This is a genomic window from Paenibacillus sp. J22R160, from assembly GCF_059692135.1.
Window position 1 is genome coordinate 657,016 of the sequence record NZ_JCAUAU010000001.1, and the last position, 24,107, is coordinate 681,122.

The following is a 24,107-nucleotide window of genomic DNA, read 5'->3' on the forward strand; positions in this document are numbered from 1 at the left end:
GTATCATAGGACAGCTTAGGATTCACCGTTTCATCCAAAAAGCAGCTATCCGAAGATAACTGCTTTGAAATTATTGAACCCTATGAACACCTACTGATTTATTGACATTGCCAATAATATTTACGTGAATATCTTCTGTTTTTATGACGCCATTGCGATATCGCATACGAAAATGAATCGTTTGCAATCCTTCAGGCAACCCCTCCGAGAATGACTGAAATTTCATATCAAAAATTTCTCCCCAAAAAGATGTCGCATCTCCTGCTGCTGGAGTTAAACGCTCGGATACGTAGAGAAGCTTACCGTCCAACCCCGATGTATCTATCCAAGCCGTTACTTCGTCAACAGGTGCCGGCGAGCTCTGACTTGATACAACGAATATTTCACCCGAGTAAAAATCCTTGGGTGCCGCATTTGTTTGGTGGCCTTTTTTCTCATGTAAAAGCAGCCAATTGTTGGTATAAGTAACGTCGGAGTGAATTGCCAGCGGTGCAGCTGTAATCAATTTGACAATCGAGTTTGAAAGCAGTCCATCAGACACAGTAAGCGTAACTTTATAAACGCCAGGAGTTAGGAACTGATGGCTAATATTTTGTGAGGAATAAATAACCTCCGTTCCACTCGGCTGCTCCAATTTCCATGTATAGCTCAGATTATCTCCATCCGGATCAACGGAGGAATTGATGCTTTGAACCACATCCCCTTCCCAAACTGGCTTAGGCGTCCAGTCAAACTCAGCAACAGGCGGCCGATTGATATAAAACCAAGTTTGCGCTGAATATTCAGACCAAACAATACCATCGAATACTCTTGCTCTTACGCGTAGTTTTTGCCCAGAAGGGAGATCGTGACTGACTTGCCAGCTTCCCTCATTGGAAGCAGTTCCTTGATAAAATTGTCCCGAATCCAGAACCAATACGTCATTAGCTTCATTCGTAATTTGCACCTGAGCATACGTGAAAGTTGTTCCAAGATCTGGATCCGTTTGAGTCCATTGGAAGGTTGGACGGAGCTCAGAATAAATGGAAGGTACAGCTTGCGTCCCATTAGGCATTTTCATAGTCACAGAGGGAGGCCTATTCAAATTGAACCATCCGGAGTTGGACCACTCGGACCAGTACCTACCGTCAGATACACGAACCTGAACTTGAAACGGACCTAATATTCCTTCAAGTACCGACAAGTCGAATTGTTCGCTTGGATGAACCGTCCAAGAAGTGCTTGTCGTATAATAATTACAATACTGCCATACCCTTGTTTCATTATCATAGGTGCACGAATGGGCATAGCTGCCTCCCCGAATTGCATCACTCGTATACCCACGATATGTGTATGTAAGTTGAGTCCCCATTTCATCAAGGATTCTGTACTGATAGTTTTTAAATTGGGTTGGAACATCAGGATCCGATTGATTCCAAGAAGGTGTTAGCAATCCGCTTGTAATCGGAGTAGGGTTAGAATATGTTCCATTCGGATAAGTCAGCACAGACGATGGCGGATATCCCTTACTGAAATATTTCTCCGACCATTCCGACCATAACCCTTTTTCATCCTGTACCCGTATTCTAGCCTTATAAATCTTATTCTCCTGTAAAGACATTGGAGCAGTGTAACTTAAGCCAACCGTCAAACCGTCACTTTTTAGATTACTGCTCAGAGAAAGAGCAGAAGAAAACTGATTTACCCATTGATACTGCGGGTTACTATAATAATCATAATTGTAGTATTGGACTTGGATTTCAGATTTTACAATGGAACTATCCGCATCGAAATCAACAGCATTCCATGTAAAAATCGGGTTTGATGATGCCGTCCCAGATGGATTATTAAAGTCAGAACTGGCAGGGTTCGTTATATCTGCAAAAGGCGGATGATTGGCAGGTGGAGCCTCTAACCAGATATACGCTTCTGCCCAGTCGGACCATGCGTTGTACTCATCTTTTACCGCTACCCGAAACGTATATAATCCTATTTCTTTGACCCGATCGATCAGTCCAGGCACTGTAGTTCCGTCCGGAAGGATATATTCATACCTGCGATCAAGGATACCTTTGGTTGAGCCATAGTTAATTCCCGTAGACTCTGAAGAGTAATTTGTTGAACTTAACCATCGATCCGGATCATAGCTTTGTGAATCGTCGCATGTCACCTTATAATACAAATCTTGGTTGCAAGCTATCTTACTAATTGGTTTTCGATGAATCAAAACATTTCTCGAATAAGGATCCGACTCAGATATGTAATCGGCAAAAGTTGCTTTTGGATACGTATAGTCTAGTGGAGCAGGATCATCAGCACCGATGTACGTCAATTTATACAGACCAACTTTATCAAGTATTTTCATTGGGGCGCCTATTAATGTTTGACCATGATAGCCGGACAAGCCGCTTTTTCCATCACCTGCATCCAAAAATTTCGCTGAATTCGTGTGCTCATATGTCCATTTGTCTTTAGCAGCTAGATGCGGATCGTTTTCAGGGTCATCATACGTTATTCCGTAGGTTAGCTCCTCCCCTGCTATTCCTACATCGCTAACTGTCGTGTTATCTACTATAGGAATTTTCACAAAAACGTTACGAAAATGAGAGCCGAATCCCCAGATGAATGCTCCATAGGTCCCAGAAGTGAACGAGGAGTCCGATACTTCCATAACAGGGAGTTGACCTAATCGGACCTTCATCTTTGACCCTCTAACTGAAATTTTGAGGTTTATAAAATCAGTCGTGTTAAGACTATTAGGGCTAGTTCTAAGGACGGTACGATTCCCGTTCACAATTTTAGAAAGAGTAATCCAATTTGATGTCAACTCCAGCCTATACATATTCCGATTGTTTTGTGCTCTAAAAATAAACCCGGACGGTGAATTCAAGCTATAATTCAAACTCGATTGCATAAAGTCAAAGTAGTAATCCGCATCGGCAATCTCTGTATCCTTTTTTAAAACTTGGCCAACCTCAGAGGATGCATAGATTTTGGGACTAGCAATTGTACCCTTTATCGTATAGGAATAGAACTTGTTAAACGAACCTGTTGAATCTTCGTCATAACTTGAGACATAACTGCCGCTACTACAGCCGCCACATGACGCCCATTTAAAATTATATCTTCTAAGCTTGTAGTATTGTTCTTGGAGCTGTAAGTAATATTCACCGTCATTCCCAAATCCTGATGCGCTTATTATAAACTGTCTTTTTTCGTATAAGAGCTGTTCATTACTTGAGTAATTCATTGGACGTAAATTTGCCGTTGTGTATTCCGCTATTTTATTAGCATATTTGTCAGCCACAATTACCTTGTTAAATCCATCTACGATGTACACGTATCCATCCTCAGAAACATCCCACTTTACTTGCACAATCGAGCTTGTTGAATGGTCCCAACCTTCCCCTCTAATAACAACTCCATCTCGGACTTGGCTGCTATCATCTCGATTGACCGTACTGACGTCTAAGCGTTTAGTAATGCCCGTTTGCTTGTTATACGAAGTCAAATAATTGTTGTAGGTTCCTCTGTCGGCCGAGCTGCTGCCACTATTTGAATAATTTGAGTTGCTATAGGTACTCGAATAATCTTGATGTGCGTACACGGATACCTCGGAGTCTTCATATACAGCTCCACTCCCACTTGACCTCGTAATTGTTCCAGACGCTACTTCTAATCCAGATTCCACATCATACCAACGTGAGAGATCTCCGCCACCGCAGTAAAAACAGTTACTAGGATTAAAAAGTACGTATGGTAGTTTTATTTTCGTACCATCATCATTAATTTCCATGTTATTTGCATTGCCAATATGGTAAGACTGTGTCGGCAGCTCGAAATAACTGGAAATCGAATAGCTGTAATTCTCAAAGCTTTTAATCCAGGAAGTTTGACCAGAAGCATTTTTCCTCGTATAGTCACACCACCAATGATAGTCATCATTATCATCCGGGACATTTTCATAAAAATATTTGCAGGATAAACTATAGCTGCCTCCTTTGGCGTCATACATTAAATAATTGCCCGGATTACTCGCTGTCGGCGACGCGGTAATTCCAATACCGCTAAGCTGTGTTGTCGTTGGTGGGCCAAAAGGAACTCCATCCCGATTAACCATTTGCAATGTATAGGGGATAGTACCACGAACAGCCGATCCGCTTTTATTACCTATAAATTGAGTACCATACAAAAGTGGTATGCTAAAACTGCTGCCCATATCAATCCCAACGGTCTCCATAGCGCGAGTAAAAATCAAACCATTGGCAGGAGCTTTATATGGCGATTTTCCAAAATGAGAAGTAAATCCTTTCGTAACAGGGTTGTATGTGAAACCAAGATCCTTAGTTCTATGTAAATTTGTATTTGTAAGTGATGAACCTTCCCATTGATCCCCAAATGCCATTAGCATTTCGTTCTCATTTACGGTTTGAAACAAAGGAGGTTCGGGATTTGCACTTGTTACCGTGAATGCGACCTCAGGCGATTCATTTTTGATATCGATCACAAAGGATTTCGTGTCTGTTAGTCCCCAGTCTTCCTTCGTTATGACAGTTAACTTATACTTACCAACCTTTGCGGCAGGTAGTTGTGACGTTCCTCCTACTGCAATAGGTAGATTGAATGGCATGTGATCATTAAAAACCCCATCATTATTACGGTCGTATATATAGCTAATTGTAGTTTCAGTAATGACGTCTCCGTCGGGACTAAAAGAAATATCTCGAAATGGAACGTTTCCACGAACCGCAAAAAGCGGAAGATTAATTGCAGCAATAGGCGGCTTATCCTCGACAACATTGATGTTTTTGATTGCTATATTTTCTGGCAAACTGCGTATGCCATAGTTATCTTTGACCTCGAGAGTGACAGTCTCCATACCAACATTGGGGTATACTGCAAGATTATTCGTCCAAAAATATTCCGAAATTGTCCTGTTCTTGGCTGGCCGGCTGCAAGCGCCATTGATAGCATTTGGGACTAGAGGGCGATTTTGCACAACGCGACTTGGAACATTTATGCACGGAATGGGATCTGGTCGCATGATGGTTATTGTCGCTTCCTTTTGCGTGCATGCTCCTTTGTCATCGCACATTTTTGCCGAAATTGTATGATCTCCGGCTGTTGATGCCGTTAGCCATGTCAGTTTTTCCTCATTTTTAAAATAACCCCTGGAAGGAAAACTTTTGACCCAATCACTCGAGCTGTTCGCGAACAACCATTCAAAAGTAACAAAATCATCGTCAGGATCATAATGGTTAGGCGAAATTTCAGGCAGCAAGCGTACATTTAGTTTGTCTCCAACTACCGCTTCCGACATCGGTGTACGACTGTTAAAATCATTTTCTGGAAACCATCCGATTTCGAACTGTGGCGGTCTATTGGGAGGTTTAGGGCCTATTGTAAACTTCCCCTCATAAAAATAAGAAGTTCCTCCACAACTATCCTCAAGTTTGTAAGAGATATCTACTTGTCCACTTTGCATGTTGCCAGGGTAGCCAATGAAGCCCATCATTCCATAAGCAAAAATAGACATGTCATTGACTGATGTGCTGTTCAGAGTACTCCAACCATATTGAACAGACTCCCCAGTTGCTTGAGATAAAATAAAACGTCCTCTAACTGGCGTGCAACTGGACGGTATGGTCCATTCCGCCTTAATTATGTTGGAATCTTTCCATGGCATAGTAGGTTTGTCTGCAGAGGTTTTTCCAGAATAGCTACCGCCTGTAGGCGAACAGCTGGCTTGCGGGGTAATAATTTGAGAAAACACATTATTCGTGGAAGAGGTTTCTGAGATATCGTCATTGGAATCTACGGCTAATGTGATGCTTTTCATGCTGTTGAAGGTGTAGGGGACTGTCTCGGTTTTGGTCTCGCCCGGCGGAAGTCCTGCCGTGTAGGTATAGGTCTTGAATACTGCGCCGTCGGCAGCTATTGTAACTTTGAATGAGCTGCCGCTCGAGATGGAAGTACCCACGTTTTTGAACTTGATGGTGAGGTTAGTACTTGAACCCGAGAGGACACAACTGCCGGCGTCGATCGATATAGCGGCTAGATCGGGTTTGTTGGGTGGGGTGTAGGTGACTTCGATATAGGTTTGGTATTTGTAGGTTTCTCCTTTCCATAGGCCTATGGCGTACATGTGGTAGTTACGGGATAGGCCTCCTGAGCCGTCAGTATCTGGGTATTCTTCAATTTGCTCTTCCGGAACAGAATCATCAAGCAACATCATTGTACGAATCATGCCTTGACCTGCTAGTGTTCCTTGGCCTACAGATAAGGGAATAGCACCATAAGAGGATTTATACTTCTGTGCATCATAGATTTCAATGGAATTCTGTGCAAGTTTGTCCCCGTCTGAAATAATTGCATTAGGATCAAGCGGATCAAGTGATGCTGCTGAAGCTAAACTAAACCATTTATCTGGTCTAGTAACTTCGTAAGCAGAAGTTACTGCGTAACCTTCTTTATTGTAATCTTTGACCATATCTCCACTTGCAACATGACCAGTTATGTTTGTTTGACCATCTTTTAAATATTGACTGGAACTATATGAATACCTTAAATCAGGTCCATTGCTAGTGACTGATGAGTAATTAAATGGGGTTGTATTATATCTTTCACGACCGTACAGAGGAATAGCTCCTGGATAAGGAGACTTAGGAAATCCGTATATGCCGTTAAATTCTATTGCTAATGTTTTACTTCCCTTATGCTCCCAAATCTGACCTTTCGGTTGACGATAAACTTGATGCATTGGTTTAGTCTCTGATTTTCCATATACTGTTAGATTTGAGCCTTCTAGACTAGTGACTGAAACTGAAGTTCCTGAGAACGTGACATTCGAAGATCTATCAACTCCATTGTTCTTTAGGCTTACACCAATTATAGAACCAATTATATAAGAACTAATATCCTCAGCAAAACTTTTTACTGGCGAGGAAGAATATTGAGTTTCAATCATCGATTCAAGATAGGTGGCCGTTTCATAATTATAATATAGTCTCTTTATTCCAGATGCTTGAGCAGAATTGATCTCAAAAAATGGAAGTAATAACTCCAAGAACAATAAAATCACGATTGAGCAATGTAAAAAAATCCGCAGTTTCTTCACTCCTTACTTATTCGCCATTGGAACTTTCTTTCCTAAAATGTCAAATGTAAATCCATTAGTGGTACTATTTCTCAGTCTAGAATAAGCGACAAAGCCCGTTTGAATTTGTGGTTCATCAAAACGTATCCAACGTTTTAATTGTTGCTCTGCAAGTAACATTTGATCAGTTTGATCAAGCAAAGTGAGTAATTGATAGGGATGAAGATCACCATTGTTTACTCCTGCATCCTCAACTTTGACAGTGAAATGAGCAAGAACAACTACATTTTCGGACTTATCTAACTCGTTATCAAAAGTACTCATATCAATCAAATTCATATATGGATCATCAGGATCCGATGGATCAGCTATGATTAATTGGTTCAACTTCACTGTCACACCAGTGCCATATGGCCACTCAGTCCCTACTTCCTTCGCTTTTAACCCCAACATAGTCCCCACATTGCTCCCAGTTGCAGCAATCTCAGCCGCACTCGCAGCATACTTATCAACCTGCAGCTTCTCCCCATTCTTGGCAGCAAGAATCCGCTCAATGATCGTAATCGACTGAGCACGCGTACTTGTCCCATACACGTCCAAATCGGTCCTGCTTACGCCATGAATTAACCCCATTTTCGTAGAGTCCACCATTGATCCCTTTAAAGTCTTATCAATACTTCGCACACTCAAAATAGACATCTCATATCTTTGGAGTGGTTCGTTATATCTCTCTGGAAACTCAGCAGGGATTATTCCCTGCGTCTTCAACCGATCCACATAGGGCTGAAACCACCCATCCCCATCAATTTTGTTGACCTTCTCCCCTGTTGCCAATGCTACCATTTTGATAAATTCAGCGCGGCTGATTGGGGCATCAGGTTTAAAAGTGTCGTCTTCGTAACCGTCAACGTACTTCTTTTGAACGGCAGTTTGAATAGACAATTCTGCCCAGTGCTGGAATGTGTCTTTGAAACGAGTTGGACTCTGCGCGGAGGAATCCATGGCATCATAGCCAATAGATAAAGCACAAAGCACTGCAATTCCTAGTACAGATAATCTTTTTTTCATATTTAACCCCTCTTTCATTGCTAACAGCAGACATGTTTGGTATCAAACCACTAAAAACAACATAAAAAACCACCCTGCCATCGCGATGCACGAAACGCAACGATGACATGGGCGGTTCTTCCGCTCAAAGACATTTGTATTACTCCAAAAATACCATATACTAGTATTTTTGTAAATCTCTAATTTTGAATGTCGTGAGCATTTCTAAGTGAAGTAAGCTCCTCATCCGTCAACTCTCTCACTTCACCTAATGCCAAGTTAGGATCCAAGGCAAGCGGTCCCATGGAAATGCGTTTTAAGTAGGCGACTTTCTTTCCTACAGCTTGAAACATTCGTTTCACCTGATGAAACTTACCTTCCATGATTGTCAACTCAATCTCGGAGAGCAATCCACTAACTTCATTACCGGAACTAAGAATTTTCAAGATACCTGGCAATGTCTCATAACCATCATCCAAGGTCACGCCTTGCGAAAATGCCTCAATATCCTTCTCGGTAACCTCCCATTCTACCCTAGCAAAATAAGTTTTGGATACGTGTTTACGAGGAGAAAGAAGGTTGTGCGCAAGCTTCCCATCATTGGTGAGCAAAAGAAAACCCTCGGTATCCTTATCTAATCGACCCACTGGGAAAACTTCGAATGGCGCATATGCCGCATCCAAAAGATCCACCACGGTACGATCACGATTATCCTCTGTAGCGGAAACCACGCCTTGCGGTTTATTCATCATCAAGTAAATGAACTCCCTGTAAAGCACAGTTTCGCCGTTTACTTGAATGATGTCCTTATCAGGGTTGACCTGCATCCCGCTGTCTTTAACCTTCGCGCCGTTCACATAAATTGCGCCTTCCTTAGCAAGGCGTTTGAGTTCAGAGCGCGAGCCGATGCCCACGTGGGCGAGTATTTTATCGAGCCGTTGTGTTTGTTTCATGACCGATTAGGTCCACCTCCAGCCGGGCGGGTATTCGTTTTTGAGCATCCCATCCAGCCATTTGCCCCAGCCGACGGGATGCTCATCAATGCAGACAAGGCAGTAGCCTTTGGCTGCCTTGGTCACTTCCGGGTCGCGGATAATCTCGCTCTCCGCGACTTCGAGCGTCTCGCCCTTCAGGTACCGAAGGGCTCGCTCGTCGCTCGAAGCCAAGCTCAGCGCTCGCTTGGCTTCGCGCATGCGAAGTCCCATGGCTAGCGCATGGGACGGCTCGAATCGGCCGCGGTGCAGCGCGCCGATGTACCAACCAGGCCGCACGACTTTCAGTCCGTGCAGCTCGGGCAAACCCGCTGGCGACGCATATGCGTGCTCGCCGTAACATACAAGCCGCAATGCGGCGAAAGGCTCGCTGCGCAGCAGCTCGTCTTCGAACGCCTGAAGCGGCTCCAAGCTCACTCGGGACTCAGTCCCCGCGCGGACCTTCCCACGCAGCGCATCACGTCCGCTGCGCCCCGCTCTAGATGCCAAAACAACGTCGGCGTCCGTCCTTACTCTCCCCCCAACCCCCGCATCCGACTCAACGCCACTCCTCAGCACAGCCACATAATGCCCCTCACCGCGCAAACGATGAGGCCAAAGCCGCGCAGTCCCAGCAACTGCTTCTCTAGCGCGAGCTGAATAATGCTCCTCGCACCACGGCTCACGCAGCCAATCCGGCTGTCCATGGTCAAAGCGCTCAATCGGCACCACATCAAACGAAGGATGTTTGTCCAAAAATTCCGCAATCTGCGCCTCATTCTCCTCCGGAGAAAACGTGCAGGTGGAATACACAATTGTTCCGCCAGGCGCTAACATTTGAGCCGCTTGTCCAAGTAATTCCCTCTGCATTACGGCAAATTCCTGTACCGTATGGCGCTCCCATTGCTGCATCATATCTTCTTCCTTGCGGAACATCCCTTCCCCTGAACAAGGGGCGTCTATTAATATTTTATCGAAATAGCCCTGAAACACATTCAGCATCCGCTCCGGCCGCTCATTCAAAACGACGGCGTTGCGGACCCCAAAAAGCTCTAAGTTTTTGACAAGCGCCTTCACCCGATCCGAATGGTTGTCATTCACGACAAGAACTCCCTCGCCCTGCAGTTTAGCTGCAATTTGAGTAGACTTCCCGCCCGGAGCCGCACATAAATCGAGCACTTTCTCACCAGGTTGAACCTGAAGCAGCTCTACTGGCGCCATTGCGCTAGGCTCTTGAATATAATAAAGTCCTGCGTGATAATACGGATGCTTACCAGGACGTTCTCCTTCTTCATAATAAAACCCTTCCGACGCCCATGCTATCTGCTCCAACGAGAAAGGACTTTTATCCAAAAAATCTGATTTCGTGATTTTACCCGTATTCACCCTTAAACCAAAAGATCTCGCTTGGTCATAAGAAGCCAGAAAGAGCTCAAATTCCTCTTCCCCTAATAAATCAATCATTTTATCCCTAAATAAGGGTGGCAGTTGCTTCGTCATCCGACATCTTCTCTTTCCTCTTTTATCATCGCTATTATAGCTGAACTGTCACGAAACAGCCAATTATTTTCAAAATATGAACAGGATATGCTATACTTTTTATCGAAATTAGTAGTTAGTATACAACACAAGATGAGGTGCATGAAATGAAGAAGCTGCTTATTTATCTAGGCATTGTCGTTATTTTATTCGGGGGTTTATATTTCGTTAATCAGCAGTCTACCAAATCATCGGATAAGGCCAATGCTGGTAATCCTTACGGTGTTGCAGCATCCAAGCTAAACCCGGAAACCGTGAAGCAATTAAACGATCCGAACTATCAGAACCTTATTCTGCCTAAAGATCTCGATCAAAGGCTGAAAAACAAAGAAACATTTTTCCAATATTATTACGCTTCCACTTGTCCGCATTGTAAAGTAACGACTCCTGTTCTTGTTCCTATCGAAAAAGAGCTCGGCATTGATGTCAAACAATTCAATCTGGAAGAATTCAAAGACGGTTGGGAAAAGTACAAAGTTGACTCCACACCGACCCTTATTTACTACAAAGATGGCAAAGAAGTTGATCGCATTGTTGGCGGTATTCCTGAAGCCGGCGCTGCAGGCGGTAATACGCCAGAGATGTTTAAAGCTTTTTTCCAGAAATACAAAGGTTAATAGGTACGACAAAAGCAGCGGATTCCGCTGCTTTTTTATTTCAATGGCTTCCGGTTTTTTTTGCGAAAAATAGCTAGACCTAATAGCAATAAGGGGATAATGAGTCCGAACGTTCCCGAGTAGAAGACCCATATTTTAGAGGCAAACTGGATGAAATACGCGACATTCGGGTAGGCGATGACCGAAAGTACAACTAAGCTCATTCCCAAAGGAATATAGAGCTGCCGGATTTCACTCAGTTTAAAAACAGCGCCCAGAGTCACCGCAGACGCATACAGGCATAACGTTAGTTTAAAGTAAATGGTGATGAACCAAATCCCCGCCATTACAACCTCAAGACGTTCAAGGAAGCTGCCAATAGAAATTCTTCTAGCTAATGAGAAGCTAGGATACATTTGGACCGATGTCAAATCATCCCCTAACACTAGAATAGATAAAAGCGAAATGATAACAATCAAGGAGCCTCCGATGGAAACACCTACAAGAAACGCTTTTCCCAGCTTTTTGGTTTGATTTACGAAAGGCAGAATCATTAAAAAGACGACAAGTTCCAAATATGGGGTTCCAATGAGCGGTACGGAAGCACGTATAATAGGTTTGAAGCCGTACCCGAGTACTGGTAGTATATTGGTTGTTTTCATTTGCGTTGGCAGCAGGATGAACATGAGGAAGAAAAATAGCAGCACCCATGGCAGGAAAATTTCCGATGTACGCGTGAAGGTTTCTAGTCCATTTCGAATGCCCAAAATGACGATCGCCAAAAAGAAGATATGCGTAAATTGCAGCGGTGTGTCCACAAGGACCTGGGTTGAAATAAAATCGCCTAAGTTACGAAGCACCAACGCTGCTAATATAAAGAAAAAGCAGAAATAAAGCAAGCCGATGGCTTTTCCGACCCATTTTCCCATCAACTCCTCACCGTATTCAACCAGTGTTTTTTGAGGAAAACGTTGTCCAAGAGCAAGGTATAAGATAACGAGCAACAAGCCTACTAAGAGTCCTAGAATGGAAGCAATCCAAGCGTCCTGTTTGGCATCATAGGCAAGTCCCGAAGGAGCGATGAGGATAGCGCTGCCAATCGTAAAAAGAATAGTCAATATCGTAAACTGGTGAACGCCTATCCTACCCTTCTCAAACATGTGATTCACCTCTATTTTAGAATGCCAAAAACAAATTGACTCACCGGTTGGTAGATATACGTAATCCATTCCAGCGGATTCGGAATCTTCACTCTCTGGAAATGGAGAATGCAAAGCAAAGATCCTATGAATAAAAGCGAAGAGAATACCCAGCTTTCCGCAACTAGCTGTTTGCGCAGTAGTTGCGGGAGTTCAAGTAACCCCGCGAGAGTCGCAATGATCAAAACCGAGATGACAACCCACATGTCATCACTCCTCCTTTGGGCGCATAATGATGGAGTTATTCGTTGTACCTAAGCGGCGAATATGTAAGTCCGTGGTGATATTTACTTGCAGCTTGGCGAATTCATTCTGCCAATCCGGCTCAAGCTTTTTCCACGTCTTGGGGGATGCATCCTCAATAGCTTCACCGAAACCGAAGATATCTGCTTTATTTTCCTTTGCTTTGTTAATCGAGGCATACATAACTTTTTTCAGGGTACTAGCCGCAATTTTTTCAAGTTCAAGGATCGTATCCGGGTCCAACAAATTAATATCACACTGCACTTCGCTTACATTATCTTCCAACATGACATTAATATTAATTTCAGGCTTCCCGTTTTTCACCGCCCCTTTGATCTTGGAATTAGCACGGATAATTTCTACCGTTATCGTTCCGCCTTTGGGACATTTCAAATACCCCATCGTGCTTTTGACATTTCCAATGATATAGTTAAACCCTTTGCTCTCATCCTCGTTCAGCCAATCAACCAATTTATCCTCTTTAAAAAGGGCTAGCCCGGTATACTCCAAGTTAGTGATTGGATTGGTCTCCGCTAGGGACGACTTCGAACTTCCCTTCTTTGAATCACCCACAATTCGAATGCCTGTTAATACCGATTCCGTCGTCGGTTCACTTAGCTTCGTTATGAACTGATCGATACGTACACTAACCGTTGGTGCCCACGCCTTCTCTGACGTTTCTAACGTCTTGAACATTTTGTTCGCTGGAATCCTCTCAATTGGTGTCAATATTTGCAGCACTTTGGCGGCTGTCGTACCTCTGGCCACGATGATGTAGAAGTCGGATCGGATTTCGTGATCTCTGGTGATGCCATCCATGACTTTAGAAACCCCTTCACGCGCAAGCTCCTCACCGATCACGATAATACGCAAATGGGATGCAAACAACTTACGAGGAGCCGAAGTCGTTAATTTCCTTGCCGCTTCCAACGTTGAAATCCCTCTCGCTGAAAGGGTCGTGATAGGCGTACTGTAGCCTGCTCCCTTTTTCGAAGCTACCTCATTGGGGTTCACGATTTGTGCCGTAACTAAATATTCGTCACCGCTTTTATCGAATCCCACGCCAACCGTAATTGCCAAATCATTCAGTTCATGACGATCCCAACACCCCGAGAGCACAAGGCCAAGTAAGCTTAGTGTACACAGTATACAACCTAATCTTTTCATTGGCTGATCCCCCTTTATTTTCGTTTTGGTTTGGTTGTCGGGGCATTGTTTTCACGAATAATATTCTTTTGGCTAATAAATCGAGGTCTGGAGAATAGGCTCCATTGCGGCAATCTAAGAATGGTGTCCTTCTGGTCAGCCATTACGAACGGAGCCATCGGAGACATGTACGGCACCCCAAATGAACGAAGTGAGCATAGATGCTGGACCATCGCGATTAAACCAACGGTAATGCCGAATAAGCCAAATGTAGCGGCAAATACCATCAAAATAAAACGCATGATGCGTATGGGAATCCCCATACTAAATGCTGGTATAACAAAATTCGAGATCGCTGTAATCGCAACCACGATGACCATCGCCGGTGAAACCAGCCCTGCATCCACGGCGCCTTGCCCGATAACTAGCGCACCTACGATAGATACTGCTTGACCTACCGTCTTAGGAAGTCGCACGCCTGCTTCACGCAGGATCTCAAATGTCACTTCCATTAATAAGGCTTCCACAAAAGCAGGAAAAGGAATGCCTTCCCGCTGCGCCGCTAAATTAAATAATAATGAGCTGGGCACGAGCTCTTGGTGAAACGTAGTCATCGCGATGTAGAAAGAAGGTGCCATTAACGAGATAAAAAAACAAACATATCGCAACATGCGGATCAATGTTGCAAATTCAGCTCGTTGATAATAGTCCTCGGCAGATTGAAAAAATTGCGTGAAAATGACAGGAGCCTCAAGCACAAAGGGAGTTCCATCCACCAGAATGGCAACGCGTCCCTCCAACAAGCCAGATGCAATCACATCAGGCCGTTCGGTGTTATATACCGTTGGGAACGGCGTGAACGTTTCATCCTGGATAAGTTCCTCGATATTGCCGCTTTCAAGGATGCCGTCAATATCAATACGCTCAAGCCGTTGCCGCACCTCATCTACAATTTTGTCATTCACAATCCCGTTTATATACATCATCGAAACCGTTGTTTGCGTAACTCTGCCTATTGTCATGCTCTCCAGCCATAAATTCGGGCTTTTGATACGCTTGCGAATAAGAGAGATGTTCGTGCCTATCGACTCCGTAAAACCATCTCGAGGACCTCTAACAACGGACTGCGTCATTGGCTCCTCTACCGAGCGCTGTTCTTCAGCAGCCGTATTCACAGATAACACCTGTGTATAACTATCGACAAAAAGAACAGTTTCTCCTGACAAAATCCGATAACATACCTCTTGGTAGTCATTAATCGTTTTGACTTCCCCTAAGTTCTGAAGAATATTCTTCATCAAATCAGGCAGCTCATAGAAACCCGTTTCCATGGCCTCTACGATTTCAGCCGATTTAGCCGTCAAACCGTTCATGATATCCTGAAATAATGTTCTCTCTACCATCTGCTCAAGGAAGGCGAAACCAATTTTGCAGTTGGTATCCAGTTCCAGGTACATTTCCCCAGTCTTAAGGTCGTCACTATCGCCAAAGGTCGTTTTGATTTGTTCGATATTCAATAGGCTATCGCTAAGTAGACTTATATGCGAAATAGGATCTTCCTGCTCTTGGGAGCGCGTGCTTGGAGTTTTTTTATGGTTGAATAGTTGATGTAGCGTCTTGGTCCAAGACATTCTTATTATCGCCTCCACCAAGCTCTTTTTGAAATCAGTTCATCTTGTGGGAAGTTTTCCCTGTCACTCTCATAATTATGTATAGAATATCAGACACAAAGCAAAAAGGACCTCTGCCGCCGTAAGGGAAGAAGTCCTTTTTACTCGTTGCACAATTCATTTTCAACTGCTTGCACTTGTATAATGCCGCAAAGCAAATTTCCACAACACACGTGTCAATGCCAAACAGATGACTGCAATCCCAACGCTCGAGGCGACCTGCCAACTACTAATGCGTCCAATAAGTGCAGAAGCAGGAAAGGTTGTGATATAAGCAATCGGAAATATATAGGTTAACGTGAAACGTAAAAAACCTTTGTATACAGAAACCGGAAACCTTGCCGTCTCAAAAAACGAGCCGAATAAATAGGATAAATTATCTACTTTTACAGCCCAGAAGGAAAACATCATCATCCCCATCCAAAGCGAATAGACGACAACAAGAGACGCCAAGAACACGATAACGAACTGTATAAGCTCGACGAAACTTGGTACGGCGTTAAGCTGCCAAAGTGCATAAGCAACTAAGCCAAATCCGAGTACAACGTCAGATAAGCGCCAGAAAACAAGATGCCTGAAACTAATATAAAACTGGCTATCTACGGGCTTCGTCAAGACAAAATCCAGTGTCCCTTTGCGAATATGATTAACAAGACGGGACATATTGGGCTGTAAAATAAATTCTATAAAACCATGCACCGCATTGAAAATGCCCAGCAGGACAAGCACTTCATAGAAATCCCAACCGCCAATTTCCTGTGTCCGATAAAAGTATAATTGCACGGTCAGGATTGCCATCACCAGCCAAAACACCGTCGACAGCATATTTGCTGCAAAATTAGCGCGATACTCAAACTCCTCTACCAAGCATGCACGCATAAATTCACGAAATAGCCGCAAGTATTTCATTGAAGGCTTCCCCCATTCTCATCCGCCTACAGCGCCATATTTCTTAATACCTTTTCTCCACAGCAATCGAAATGATACAAACAGAATAATGAGCCAAGCAAATTGGATCGCGAAATTTTGAAGAATTGCGGGAGAACCCACCTCGATTTTACCAACTAGGAGCTCTACTGGAAAACCAACGGTGCCATAGAATGGCAGCCAAGCAGCAACCTCTTCAACCCAAGAGGGAAACATGCTTAAAGGTGCTATCCGACCGGCAAGAAAGAGATGAAATCCCTCGTAAAGACTGTAAATCGCCGTAGCCCGATTCGTCCAAAATGCCAGCAAACCAAACTCAAAGCCGATCAGAAAGCGGATTGCTGAAGAAACAACGATTGCGCATAAAAAAAGCAAAATTATTTCCAAGGAAATACTCAGCCTTAATATAGGGAACAATGCGGCTGCAATCACCCAAGCCGGAATTAAGAGAAAAGCGAAAAACATTTTGTATACGAGGTTTTGAGAAATGCTCCAATGCACGGGATGGAAAGGGCGAACTAGCTTTGAAGACAACGAGCCATCCTGAATGCTAGCGTCTAGCTCCCATACATCCCAAGTGCTCGTTAAACGGTCAACGACAAGAACACCTAGAAAATACACCATATAATCATGAGCATCATATCCGCCAATAGCTTGATTGTTGCTAATCGACAGCCAAACTGCCATAGAAACAAGGGGCTGTATAAAAGCGCCAACCATCCAGATCAGCGATTCACTGCGGTACGCAAACATAACTGCCCACTCCACCCGAAGCAAGACGCGATATTTATGCCAAAATATAGCTAATCCCTTCATGAGCCGGCACTACCCCCTTCGGTCTTTGCCTCAAATGCTTGGGCAATCACCGATTCCATGGATGGATCTTCGATCGTCAAATCAATGACGTTCAGCTTGGATAAAAGCCTTGCCGAAAGCTCGGAAACTTGCTCTCTAGGGACATCCACATCAAGATCCGGAAACGCATAGTGAATGATCGTTCCCATCCCGTGGATAACATCCTCAAGCTCTCGCTCATGCGCGCGTTTAGCTAGTTGAAGACGAATACGCTTGTTTGGCGCATATTTGTCTATCAGCTGATTGATCGCTCCATCATATAGAAGACGCCCTTTGCCGATGACAAGCACACGCTCGCATAATGCTGTAACATCAGCCATGTAATGACTCGTGAGCAGAATGGTCGCTTTATATTTGCGGCTGTAATCCTGAATGAACCGGCGCATGACTTCCTGCATGTTCACATCAAGCCCAATCGTCGGCTCATCGAGAAACACGATTCTTGGCCGGTGCAGCAGCGCAGCAGCTAGTTCGCATTTCATTCGCTCTCCAAGTGAGAGCTGCCTGACCGGCTTGCGGATAACTTCCTCCAGCTCTAAGAGCTGTACCAAGTCTCCCAATGTCTCATCGTAGTCCTGATCGGGTATTTCGTAGATAACTTTATTTACGAGAAACGTTTCTGCTGCGGGAAGATCCCAGATCAACTGGCTTTTCTGCCCCATGACCAGAGAGATCTGCTTCTTGAATTCTTTTTTATGCTGAAAGGGAACAAAACCGCCTACATTCACTTCACCACCTGAAGGATGCAGCAGTCCAGTGAGGACTTTCATCGTTGTTGTTTTGCCAGCACCATTCGGTCCAAGAAAGGCGACGATTTCTCCCTCCGGGATGAAGAAGGACACTTCATCTACAGCTTTCACCGTACGGAACTTACGGTGGAACAAGCTTCTGAGCGAAGCGATGAAGCCCGGCTCCCGTTCGTGGACTTGATACCATTTGCTCAGCTTACGAACCTCAATCATGACCTTCCTCCTCCTCATGGTGGGGTGGATTCTGCTTCATTTCATCCAGAAGATCATTGAGTTCCGGGTCTATGAGATCAATGGTCAGGTCATACGGAGCGAATGGTTCTTCCTTAATCCGGTGCAGCTTCGTTACATAGGTCTTACTCTCTTCGATCAATCTTCCTAAATCGATTCCAAGTGAATCCACCGGGTATGGCGCTAACTTATCCAATCCTGCGCTAAAAAGCTTGATGGAACCGCTTACGTTTCCATTCGCATGATGATAAAGGCCCACTGCAATCTGCAGCAGACCTTGATATAGTGGGCTCCGGCCTTCTTCCAACCAGAGCTCCTCCATCACTTCATGACATTCAAAATAATCGCGCAGCTCGTTAAAATAATATAAGTAAGCAACATATAATCGATCGTAAGCAGCCATAGATCAGTTTTGATCTCCTTTTTTCGCTCGGGCGATTGCGATCTCAATATCGGCAGACAAGTCGCTTAAACCGTCTTCCGTTTCCCAAATCTCGTTGAATCTTAGCTGAAATTGAGCTGCTTCCCGAACCCTATGATAGAAATAAAGTTCCTGAATGTTGCTGAGAACTTTATTGACTAAATTCGAGTTATCTTCAAACATTTTCTGCGATTCAACGATTTCACCGCGAATGCTGGACATTTCCTGATCTAACAGGTAGGCAGCTTCTGCCGCCTTGCTCAGGCGAGCCCTAACATCAGCTGGCAATTGCTCTTTATATTTATAATTCAAGGAATGTTCAATGGTAGCCCAGAAGTTCATGGCAAGCGTTCGAATTTGCACCTCAGCCAAAATTCGTTTCATTCCTAATGCGGTTTGTACCGGATATTCAATAATGATATGAAAACTTCGATATCCGCTTGGTTTCTTATTGGTAATATAATCTTTCTCGTAGACAATCGTCATATCCTGCCTACTGCGAATGAGTTCGGCCAGACGTTCGATGTCCGCAACAAACTGACACATGATCCGAATTCCGGCAATGTCCTCAATGCCAGATTCTAATTGATCCATCGGCACGTTCAAACGCTTCGCTTTTTCTAGCATACTTGATATTTTCTTAACGCGGCCTGTTACGAATTCAATGGGGGCATATTCTTCCCTGCTTTTGAGTTCGCCGCGCAGCGTTTTAAATTTTACCTTCAACTCTTCCACCGCTTGTTCGTAAGGCAGGAGAAATTTTTTCCAGTCTCGTCCATCCATTGATTTATCCTCCATTCCGAATGAAGTCAGTTGTGATCTGCACCGATTGCCTGGGAAATATGAGTATACCCATCTTTCTGGAGTAAATCTACAAGTCCTCGATTGATGTTCGTAAGAATGCCTGGACCCTCATAGATTAATCCTGTGTAAACTTCAACTAAGCTCGCACCGGCACGAATCTTGTCGTAAGCGTCCTTAGCCGTGAATATACCGCCAGCCCCAATGATTGGAAGCTTGCCTTCCGTCAGCTGGTAGACGCGTCTAATGACCTCAGTGGAACGCTCCGTGAGCGGACTTCCACTAAGCCCGCCTGTTTGCGAACGATTCGCATGCACAAGTCCATCTCTGCTTAGCGTTGTGTTCGTCGCAATGATTCCGGATACTCCGCTGTCCTTAATCGTGTGCACGGTCAATTCCAACTCATCATCCGTGAGATCCGGCGCTATTTTTACAAGTACAGGCTTGCCTGCATGGCCATTCTTTTGCTGTTGAAGCTGCATCTCGGCCGTAACCGCATCAAGCAATCGCTTCAAATCATTCCCATGCTGTAAATTACGCAAATCCGGCGTATTTGGTGAGCTAATATTGACGACAAAGAAATCACCATATGTATATAACTCCCGAATACAAGCCCGATAATCCTCTTCGGCCTGCTCATTCGGAGTCGTTTTATTTTTACCTATGTTGATTGCGACAGGAATATCACGCTTGCCCGTCTTCTGCAGGTTATGCGCCATCTCGTCCGTCCCTACATTATTGAAGCCCATCCGATTGATAAGCGCCCTGTCTTCGGGTAAACGAAATAACCGCGGCAGCTCATTGCCTGGTTGCGGCTTGGGAGTAATCGTTCCAACCTCCATGAATCCAAACCCTAACTGTGAGAAGCCTTTTACTGCTTTTGCATTTTTGTCTAATCCTGCGGCTAAGCCAACCGGGTTGGCGAACTCAAGTCCCCATATACGCTGGTTCATGAGAGGCGAGTTCTGCACTCCGTACATCGATTTAAGTAATTGCGCTCCGCCTGGGAATCGAGTTACCGCACTTAGACCGTCAATGGTCAGATGATGGGCCTTCTCAGGATCCATTCGAAACAAAATCGGTTTTGCTAACTTCTTATACAGCATGTCCTATGCACTCCGTTCTCTAATGACTCTAACAGTCAGTTTATCTGACAATGCCCAATTATGCAATCCGCAGTAAGGTATAAACCTATTTTTTAAAACAAAAAATCCCTGCTCCATGAAGGTTGCAAGGGAATGAATTTCTCTAACCAACTCTATACTTCTGAGCGAATAAGCAGTCGTTCCAAGTGCATCGTAAGATAACCTGTTTCATCGTCCGGCACTTCCAATTGAAGTGCATCGCTGAGCATAAGCGACAGTACTTTTGCCTTCACGTAGGTGTCCCCATACTCTTCTTTAATTTTATCCAGCAGCATATTTTGAAGTGTCTTCTTTTGTTTAACCCGTTCAATGACACCCTTCAAATGACTGATGAACCGCAAGGTGGAGAAGGAATCGTCGAAATTAAAGCCTAATTCTTTGGCCGATTCGATCGTTTTCGATACGATTCTGACAACCGCCAAGGAATCCGACGCCTGCTCCTTTTTGCGCGCGCTATTAAAGTGCATTGTCAAAAAGGCGACCTCATCCTCTGGCAATTTGACATCAAGATGATCGTTGAGGAATTCAACTGACTTCTTGGCTACTTTATACTCCTCCGGGTACATATAGCCAATTTCATAGGCAAAGGGATTTGTGATGAAAATGCCTCTTTTCTGCCGCTCAACCGCAAAATTGATATGGTCTACTAACGAGGCATGAATCGTTTCCGAGAAATCACCTTCCAGCATGCTCTGCGCGTATGCGATCACCTCTTCCGTGATCCCAATGATTTTCACATCTACAGCGTTGAGGATTTGCTCATAGTTCTTAAGCACCTCTGATGTATGCAATAGGAATTCTTGCGTGATCTCTGCATCAGCTATCGGCATCCCTGGTGCCTTTTTAAAGCCGATCCCCTTACCGAAAGCTATCGAATTTTTCCCTGATGTCAAATGTGCCATCACCACATTGTGTGAGAGTACATGAATGATCGTCCGTTCAATCATAAGACACCTCCTACTATTTGTTTCGAGGTCCCCGCAAAGTAATCGGAATTAACTTCGAAGTCATACGTCACTTTGCGGGGTAAATTTAGGCTTGTCCTGATTTGTCTTTTTGCGTGTGAAGCATAGGTTTAATACTCTCGCGAATCTGCTCAGACTCCGTACCGAATACAACGTGAACATTTCCTTTGCCAAGCCTGATAACTCCTATCGCACCGAGATCTTTGAGTTCATTGTCCATGACGAGCTTCTCTTCATTAACTAGCAAGCGCAGTCGCGTGATGCAAGCGTCGATCGAAATGATATTGGAAGGTCCGCCGATATGTCTTAGAATACGGGTCGGACGATCTTCTTTCGTCTCGATTGGAGGACTTTCATCCACATTTTCTAGCTCAGCCGTTTCGTCACGAGCTGGCACTTTCATCGGAAAGAAATACAGATAGACCCGGAACGTTACATAATAGAGAAGAAAGTAACCTAAACCAACAATGAGAATGAGATATGGGTTCGTCGAAATGTGCCAATTAAGTAGAAAATCTATAAATCCTGCTGAAAAACCAAACCCCATTTTTACTTGAAGCACATTCATAAGCAGCATCGAAATACCCGTTAAGCATGCGTGGATGACGTATAAGCCAGGAGCAACGAACATAAAAGCGAATTCGATCGGCTCTGTTACACCTGTTAAGAAGCTGGTCAAACCGGCGCTTAACAGAACTGGAACTAGCAGCGGTTTATTGACCGTCGGTAAACTTTGAATCAAAGCTAGAGCTGCAGCAGGAAGCCCGAACATAATCACGGGGTAGAATCCAGTCATGAACATACCCGCTTCAGGATCACCTGCGAAAAATCTGGAGATGTCGCCGTGCACGATTTTGCCAGTTACCGTGCTATAATCCCCGATTTGGAACCAGGCGATATTATTAATGATGTGATGCAAGCCGGTAGGAATCAGCAGCCGATTCATAATGCCATAGATGAGCACACCGATATTCCCATTATCAACAATCCATAACCCGAAAACGCTAATCGATCTTTGTACCGGAGGCCAAATGGAGCCCAACAGCAGCCCTAGAAAAACCATGACCATCGCGGTCAGTAAAGGAACAAAACGTTTCCCACCAAAAAAGCCTAATGATTTAGGCAGTTGAATATGCTGAAAGCGGTTAAAGAGAGAAGCAGAGAGTACGCCGACGAGCATCCCCCCGAGTACCCCCATATCCAAGCGCTCAGCCGAGTCCGTACCTGTATGGAAAAGCTGCAAAACATTGTTAAATACAAGATACCCAACCGTTGCTGCCAATGCCGCGACGCCATCTCCGGACGTCAACCCGATGGCAATGCCAATCGCAAAGATTAATGGTAAATTATCAAAAATCGCGCTTCCGCCTGACTCAAAAATATGAGCCACCTGCATAAGAAAAGGATCACTGAACGTCATTTTGCCTATTCGTAAAAGAATGGATGCCGCCGGCAGCACCGCAATCGGAATCATTAAGGAACGTCCCATTTTTTGCAAAAGATACATCGCTCTCATTATGTCTCACCTATTAAGCCCACAAGTTTGGCCGTTTCTTGTTTGCTCTTTCCTATCCCAATTATAGTAGAAAGAACACCCTCCCGAAAGGATAAAATCCTCTAGGATAAGGTGTTTTTTCTATGCAACAGTATGCTGTTATTTCACCGCTCCAGCCGTAATCCCGCTTGCGATTTGGCGTTGGAAGATGATATACACAATCAGCGTTGGAAGCGTTGTAATCAGAAGTCCTGCGAACAACGGCCCCCACTCCACTCGATATTGCATTTCCGCTTGCATAACGGCAAGACCGATTGGAAGCGTGTACTTCGTTGGTTCATTCGTCAAAACGACACCTAAGAAATACTCGTTCCAGTTGTTCAGCATATTCGTAATCATAACCGTAATTAGTCCCGGCTGCGACAGCGGCAGCATGACTCGGAAGAATGTACCGTAATGAGAGGTCCCATCAATGATAGCGGCTTCTTCAATTTCTTTTGGCAGCGATTTGTAGAACCCAACCAGCAGGAAGATTCCGAATGGCAGGTTAAGCGCCGCATAGACAAGAATCAAGCCAAGCCACGTATTGATCAACTGCAAATCATTGAGCAAGAAGAACAGGGGAATCAAAGCTAACGCAAAAGGAATCATCATAGATGAGATATAAATCGTAAAGATAATTTTATTTCCTTTAAAATCATATCTAGCTAAGATATAAGCGGTCATCGCCGCAAGAATCATACCAAGCAGGGTACTTCCTACTGTAACAACAATGGAATTGAGAAAATAAGTGCTAAAGTTATATTTACTCCAGACATAGGAGAAGTTGGACCATAACAGTGGGAATTTCGGCAGCGCCCAAGGGGCGTTCAGGAAAAATTGCTCATTATTTTTGAGTGCGTCGAGCAGCGTCCATAACAAAGGATATAGCACGGCAATGCTCCAAATCAAAAGAATAATCCAGACAATCGATTTGGCTAACGGATTTTTGATCTCCATATGATAGTTCCCCCTCCTTCAGAATCTTTCTTT

General features: G+C 44.2%; 18 protein-coding genes. 1 reads left to right on the top strand and 17 read right to left on the bottom strand.

Going from position 1 to position 24,107, the window contains the following annotated elements:
* Positions 1–70: 70 nt before the first annotated feature.
* From AC58UW_RS02750 to AC58UW_RS02765, 4 genes are all read right to left on the bottom strand, one after another.
* On the bottom strand, positions 71–7,096 hold the full coding sequence (locus AC58UW_RS02750; protein ID WP_497419183.1) for a PKD domain-containing protein: 7,026 nt from the start codon (positions 7,094–7,096) through the stop codon (positions 71–73).
* 3 nt (positions 7,097–7,099) lie between these two features.
* Positions 7,100–8,143 carry an S-layer homology domain-containing protein gene (locus AC58UW_RS02755; protein WP_497419184.1) on the bottom strand — a complete coding sequence of 348 codons (1,044 nt, stop codon included), beginning with the start codon at positions 8,141–8,143 and terminating at the stop codon, positions 7,100–7,102.
* A gap of 179 nt (positions 8,144–8,322) precedes the next feature.
* Positions 8,323–9,075 (bottom strand): pseudouridine synthase, encoded by a 753-nt coding sequence (locus AC58UW_RS02760; protein ID WP_497419185.1) that lies wholly within the window; start codon positions 9,073–9,075, stop codon positions 8,323–8,325.
* 6 nt (positions 9,076–9,081) lie between these two features.
* Positions 9,082–10,593 (bottom strand): RsmB/NOP family class I SAM-dependent RNA methyltransferase, encoded by a 1,512-nt coding sequence (locus AC58UW_RS02765; protein ID WP_497419186.1) that lies wholly within the window; start codon positions 10,591–10,593, stop codon positions 9,082–9,084.
* Positions 10,594–10,739: 146 nt separating this feature from the next.
* Between AC58UW_RS02765 and AC58UW_RS02770 the strand changes: the two genes are divergently transcribed.
* On the top strand, positions 10,740–11,249 hold the full coding sequence (locus tag AC58UW_RS02770) for a thioredoxin family protein (RefSeq protein ID WP_497419187.1): 510 nt from the start codon (positions 10,740–10,742) through the stop codon (positions 11,247–11,249).
* A gap of 35 nt (positions 11,250–11,284) precedes the next feature.
* On the opposite strand, the gene AC58UW_RS02775 is transcribed toward AC58UW_RS02770, so the two are convergent.
* From AC58UW_RS02775 to AC58UW_RS02835, 13 genes are all read right to left on the bottom strand, one after another.
* The gene (locus tag AC58UW_RS02775; protein WP_497419188.1) at positions 11,285–12,388 is read right to left on the bottom strand and encodes a GerAB/ArcD/ProY family transporter; all 1,104 of its coding nucleotides are present in this window, start codon (positions 12,386–12,388) and stop codon (positions 11,285–11,287) included.
* 11 nt (positions 12,389–12,399) lie between these two features.
* Positions 12,400–12,633 carry a hypothetical protein gene (locus AC58UW_RS02780; protein WP_497419189.1) on the bottom strand — a complete coding sequence of 78 codons (234 nt, stop codon included), beginning with the start codon at positions 12,631–12,633 and terminating at the stop codon, positions 12,400–12,402.
* Positions 12,634–12,637: 4 nt separating this feature from the next.
* Positions 12,638–13,837, bottom strand: coding sequence for a Ger(x)C family spore germination protein (locus tag AC58UW_RS02785; RefSeq protein WP_497419190.1), 1,200 nt, complete (start codon positions 13,835–13,837; stop codon positions 12,638–12,640).
* Positions 13,838–13,851: 14 nt separating this feature from the next.
* Positions 13,852–15,447 carry a spore germination protein gene (locus AC58UW_RS02790; protein WP_497419191.1) on the bottom strand — a complete coding sequence of 532 codons (1,596 nt, stop codon included), beginning with the start codon at positions 15,445–15,447 and terminating at the stop codon, positions 13,852–13,854.
* A 162-nt stretch (positions 15,448–15,609) separates the two neighbouring features.
* Positions 15,610–16,395, bottom strand: a complete 786-nt coding sequence (locus tag AC58UW_RS02795) for an ABC transporter permease (RefSeq protein WP_497419192.1) — start codon at positions 16,393–16,395, stop codon at positions 15,610–15,612.
* Between the two features lie 18 nt (positions 16,396–16,413).
* Positions 16,414–17,229: an ABC transporter permease gene (locus AC58UW_RS02800; protein ID WP_497419193.1), complete on the bottom strand. Its 816-nt coding sequence runs from the start codon at positions 17,227–17,229 to the stop codon at positions 16,414–16,416.
* Positions 17,226–18,230 carry an ABC transporter ATP-binding protein gene (locus AC58UW_RS02805; protein ID WP_497419194.1) on the bottom strand — a complete coding sequence of 335 codons (1,005 nt, stop codon included), beginning with the start codon at positions 18,228–18,230 and terminating at the stop codon, positions 17,226–17,228. The genes AC58UW_RS02800 and AC58UW_RS02805 overlap by 4 nt, the downstream gene beginning before the upstream one ends.
* Positions 18,223–18,651 (bottom strand): DUF309 domain-containing protein, encoded by a 429-nt coding sequence (locus tag AC58UW_RS02810; RefSeq protein WP_497419195.1) that lies wholly within the window; start codon positions 18,649–18,651, stop codon positions 18,223–18,225. The genes AC58UW_RS02805 and AC58UW_RS02810 overlap by 8 nt, the downstream gene beginning before the upstream one ends.
* Positions 18,652–18,654: 3 nt before the next feature.
* Entirely contained in the window at positions 18,655–19,452 is a 798-nt protein-coding gene (gene yjbM, locus AC58UW_RS02815) for a GTP diphosphokinase (protein WP_497419196.1), read from the bottom strand.
* 26 nt (positions 19,453–19,478) lie between these two features.
* Positions 19,479–20,576, bottom strand: coding sequence for a quinone-dependent dihydroorotate dehydrogenase (locus AC58UW_RS02820; RefSeq protein ID WP_497419197.1), 1,098 nt, complete (start codon positions 20,574–20,576; stop codon positions 19,479–19,481).
* Positions 20,577–20,728: 152 nt separating this feature from the next.
* Positions 20,729–21,562, bottom strand: coding sequence for a PRD domain-containing protein (locus AC58UW_RS02825; protein ID WP_497419198.1), 834 nt, complete (start codon positions 21,560–21,562; stop codon positions 20,729–20,731).
* Positions 21,563–21,647: 85 nt separating this feature from the next.
* Complete coding sequence (locus AC58UW_RS02830) at positions 21,648–23,096, bottom strand: PTS transporter subunit EIIC (protein WP_497419199.1); 1,449 nt, start codon at positions 23,094–23,096, stop codon at positions 21,648–21,650.
* Between the two features lie 138 nt (positions 23,097–23,234).
* Positions 23,235–24,074, bottom strand: a complete 840-nt coding sequence (locus tag AC58UW_RS02835; protein WP_497419200.1) for a carbohydrate ABC transporter permease — start codon at positions 24,072–24,074, stop codon at positions 23,235–23,237.
* Positions 24,075–24,107: the final 33 nt, after the last annotated feature.

Coding starts and splice junctions, on each gene's coding strand:
- AC58UW_RS02755 (WP_497419184.1), bottom strand. CDS start 8,143: ATGAAAAAAAGATTATCTGTACTAGGAATTGCAGTGCTTTGTGCTTTA.
- AC58UW_RS02760 (WP_497419185.1), bottom strand. CDS start 9,075: ATGAAACAAACACAACGGCTCGATAAAATACTCGCCCACGTGGGCATC.
- AC58UW_RS02765 (WP_497419186.1), bottom strand. CDS start 10,593: ATGACGAAGCAACTGCCACCCTTATTTAGGGATAAAATGATTGATTTA.
- AC58UW_RS02770 (WP_497419187.1), top strand. CDS start 10,740: ATGAAGAAGCTGCTTATTTATCTAGGCATTGTCGTTATTTTATTCGGG.
- AC58UW_RS02775 (WP_497419188.1), bottom strand. CDS start 12,388: ATGTTTGAGAAGGGTAGGATAGGCGTTCACCAGTTTACGATATTGACT.
- AC58UW_RS02780 (WP_497419189.1), bottom strand. CDS start 12,633: ATGTGGGTTGTCATCTCGGTTTTGATCATTGCGACTCTCGCGGGGTTA.
- AC58UW_RS02785 (WP_497419190.1), bottom strand. CDS start 13,837: ATGAAAAGATTAGGTTGTATACTGTGTACACTAAGCTTACTTGGCCTT.
- AC58UW_RS02790 (WP_497419191.1), bottom strand. CDS start 15,447: ATGTCTTGGACCAAGACGCTACATCAACTATTCAACCATAAAAAAACT.
- AC58UW_RS02795 (WP_497419192.1), bottom strand. CDS start 16,395: ATGAAATACTTGCGGCTATTTCGTGAATTTATGCGTGCATGCTTGGTA.
- AC58UW_RS02800 (WP_497419193.1), bottom strand. CDS start 17,229: ATGAAGGGATTAGCTATATTTTGGCATAAATATCGCGTCTTGCTTCGG.
- AC58UW_RS02805 (WP_497419194.1), bottom strand. CDS start 18,230: ATGATTGAGGTTCGTAAGCTGAGCAAATGGTATCAAGTCCACGAACGG.
- AC58UW_RS02810 (WP_497419195.1), bottom strand. CDS start 18,651: ATGGCTGCTTACGATCGATTATATGTTGCTTACTTATATTATTTTAAC.
- yjbM (WP_497419196.1), bottom strand. CDS start 19,452: ATGGATGGACGAGACTGGAAAAAATTTCTCCTGCCTTACGAACAAGCG.
- AC58UW_RS02820 (WP_497419197.1), bottom strand. CDS start 20,576: ATGCTGTATAAGAAGTTAGCAAAACCGATTTTGTTTCGAATGGATCCT.
- AC58UW_RS02825 (WP_497419198.1), bottom strand. CDS start 21,562: ATGATTGAACGGACGATCATTCATGTACTCTCACACAATGTGGTGATG.
- AC58UW_RS02830 (WP_497419199.1), bottom strand. CDS start 23,096: ATGAGAGCGATGTATCTTTTGCAAAAAATGGGACGTTCCTTAATGATT.
- AC58UW_RS02835 (WP_497419200.1), bottom strand. CDS start 24,074: ATGGAGATCAAAAATCCGTTAGCCAAATCGATTGTCTGGATTATTCTT.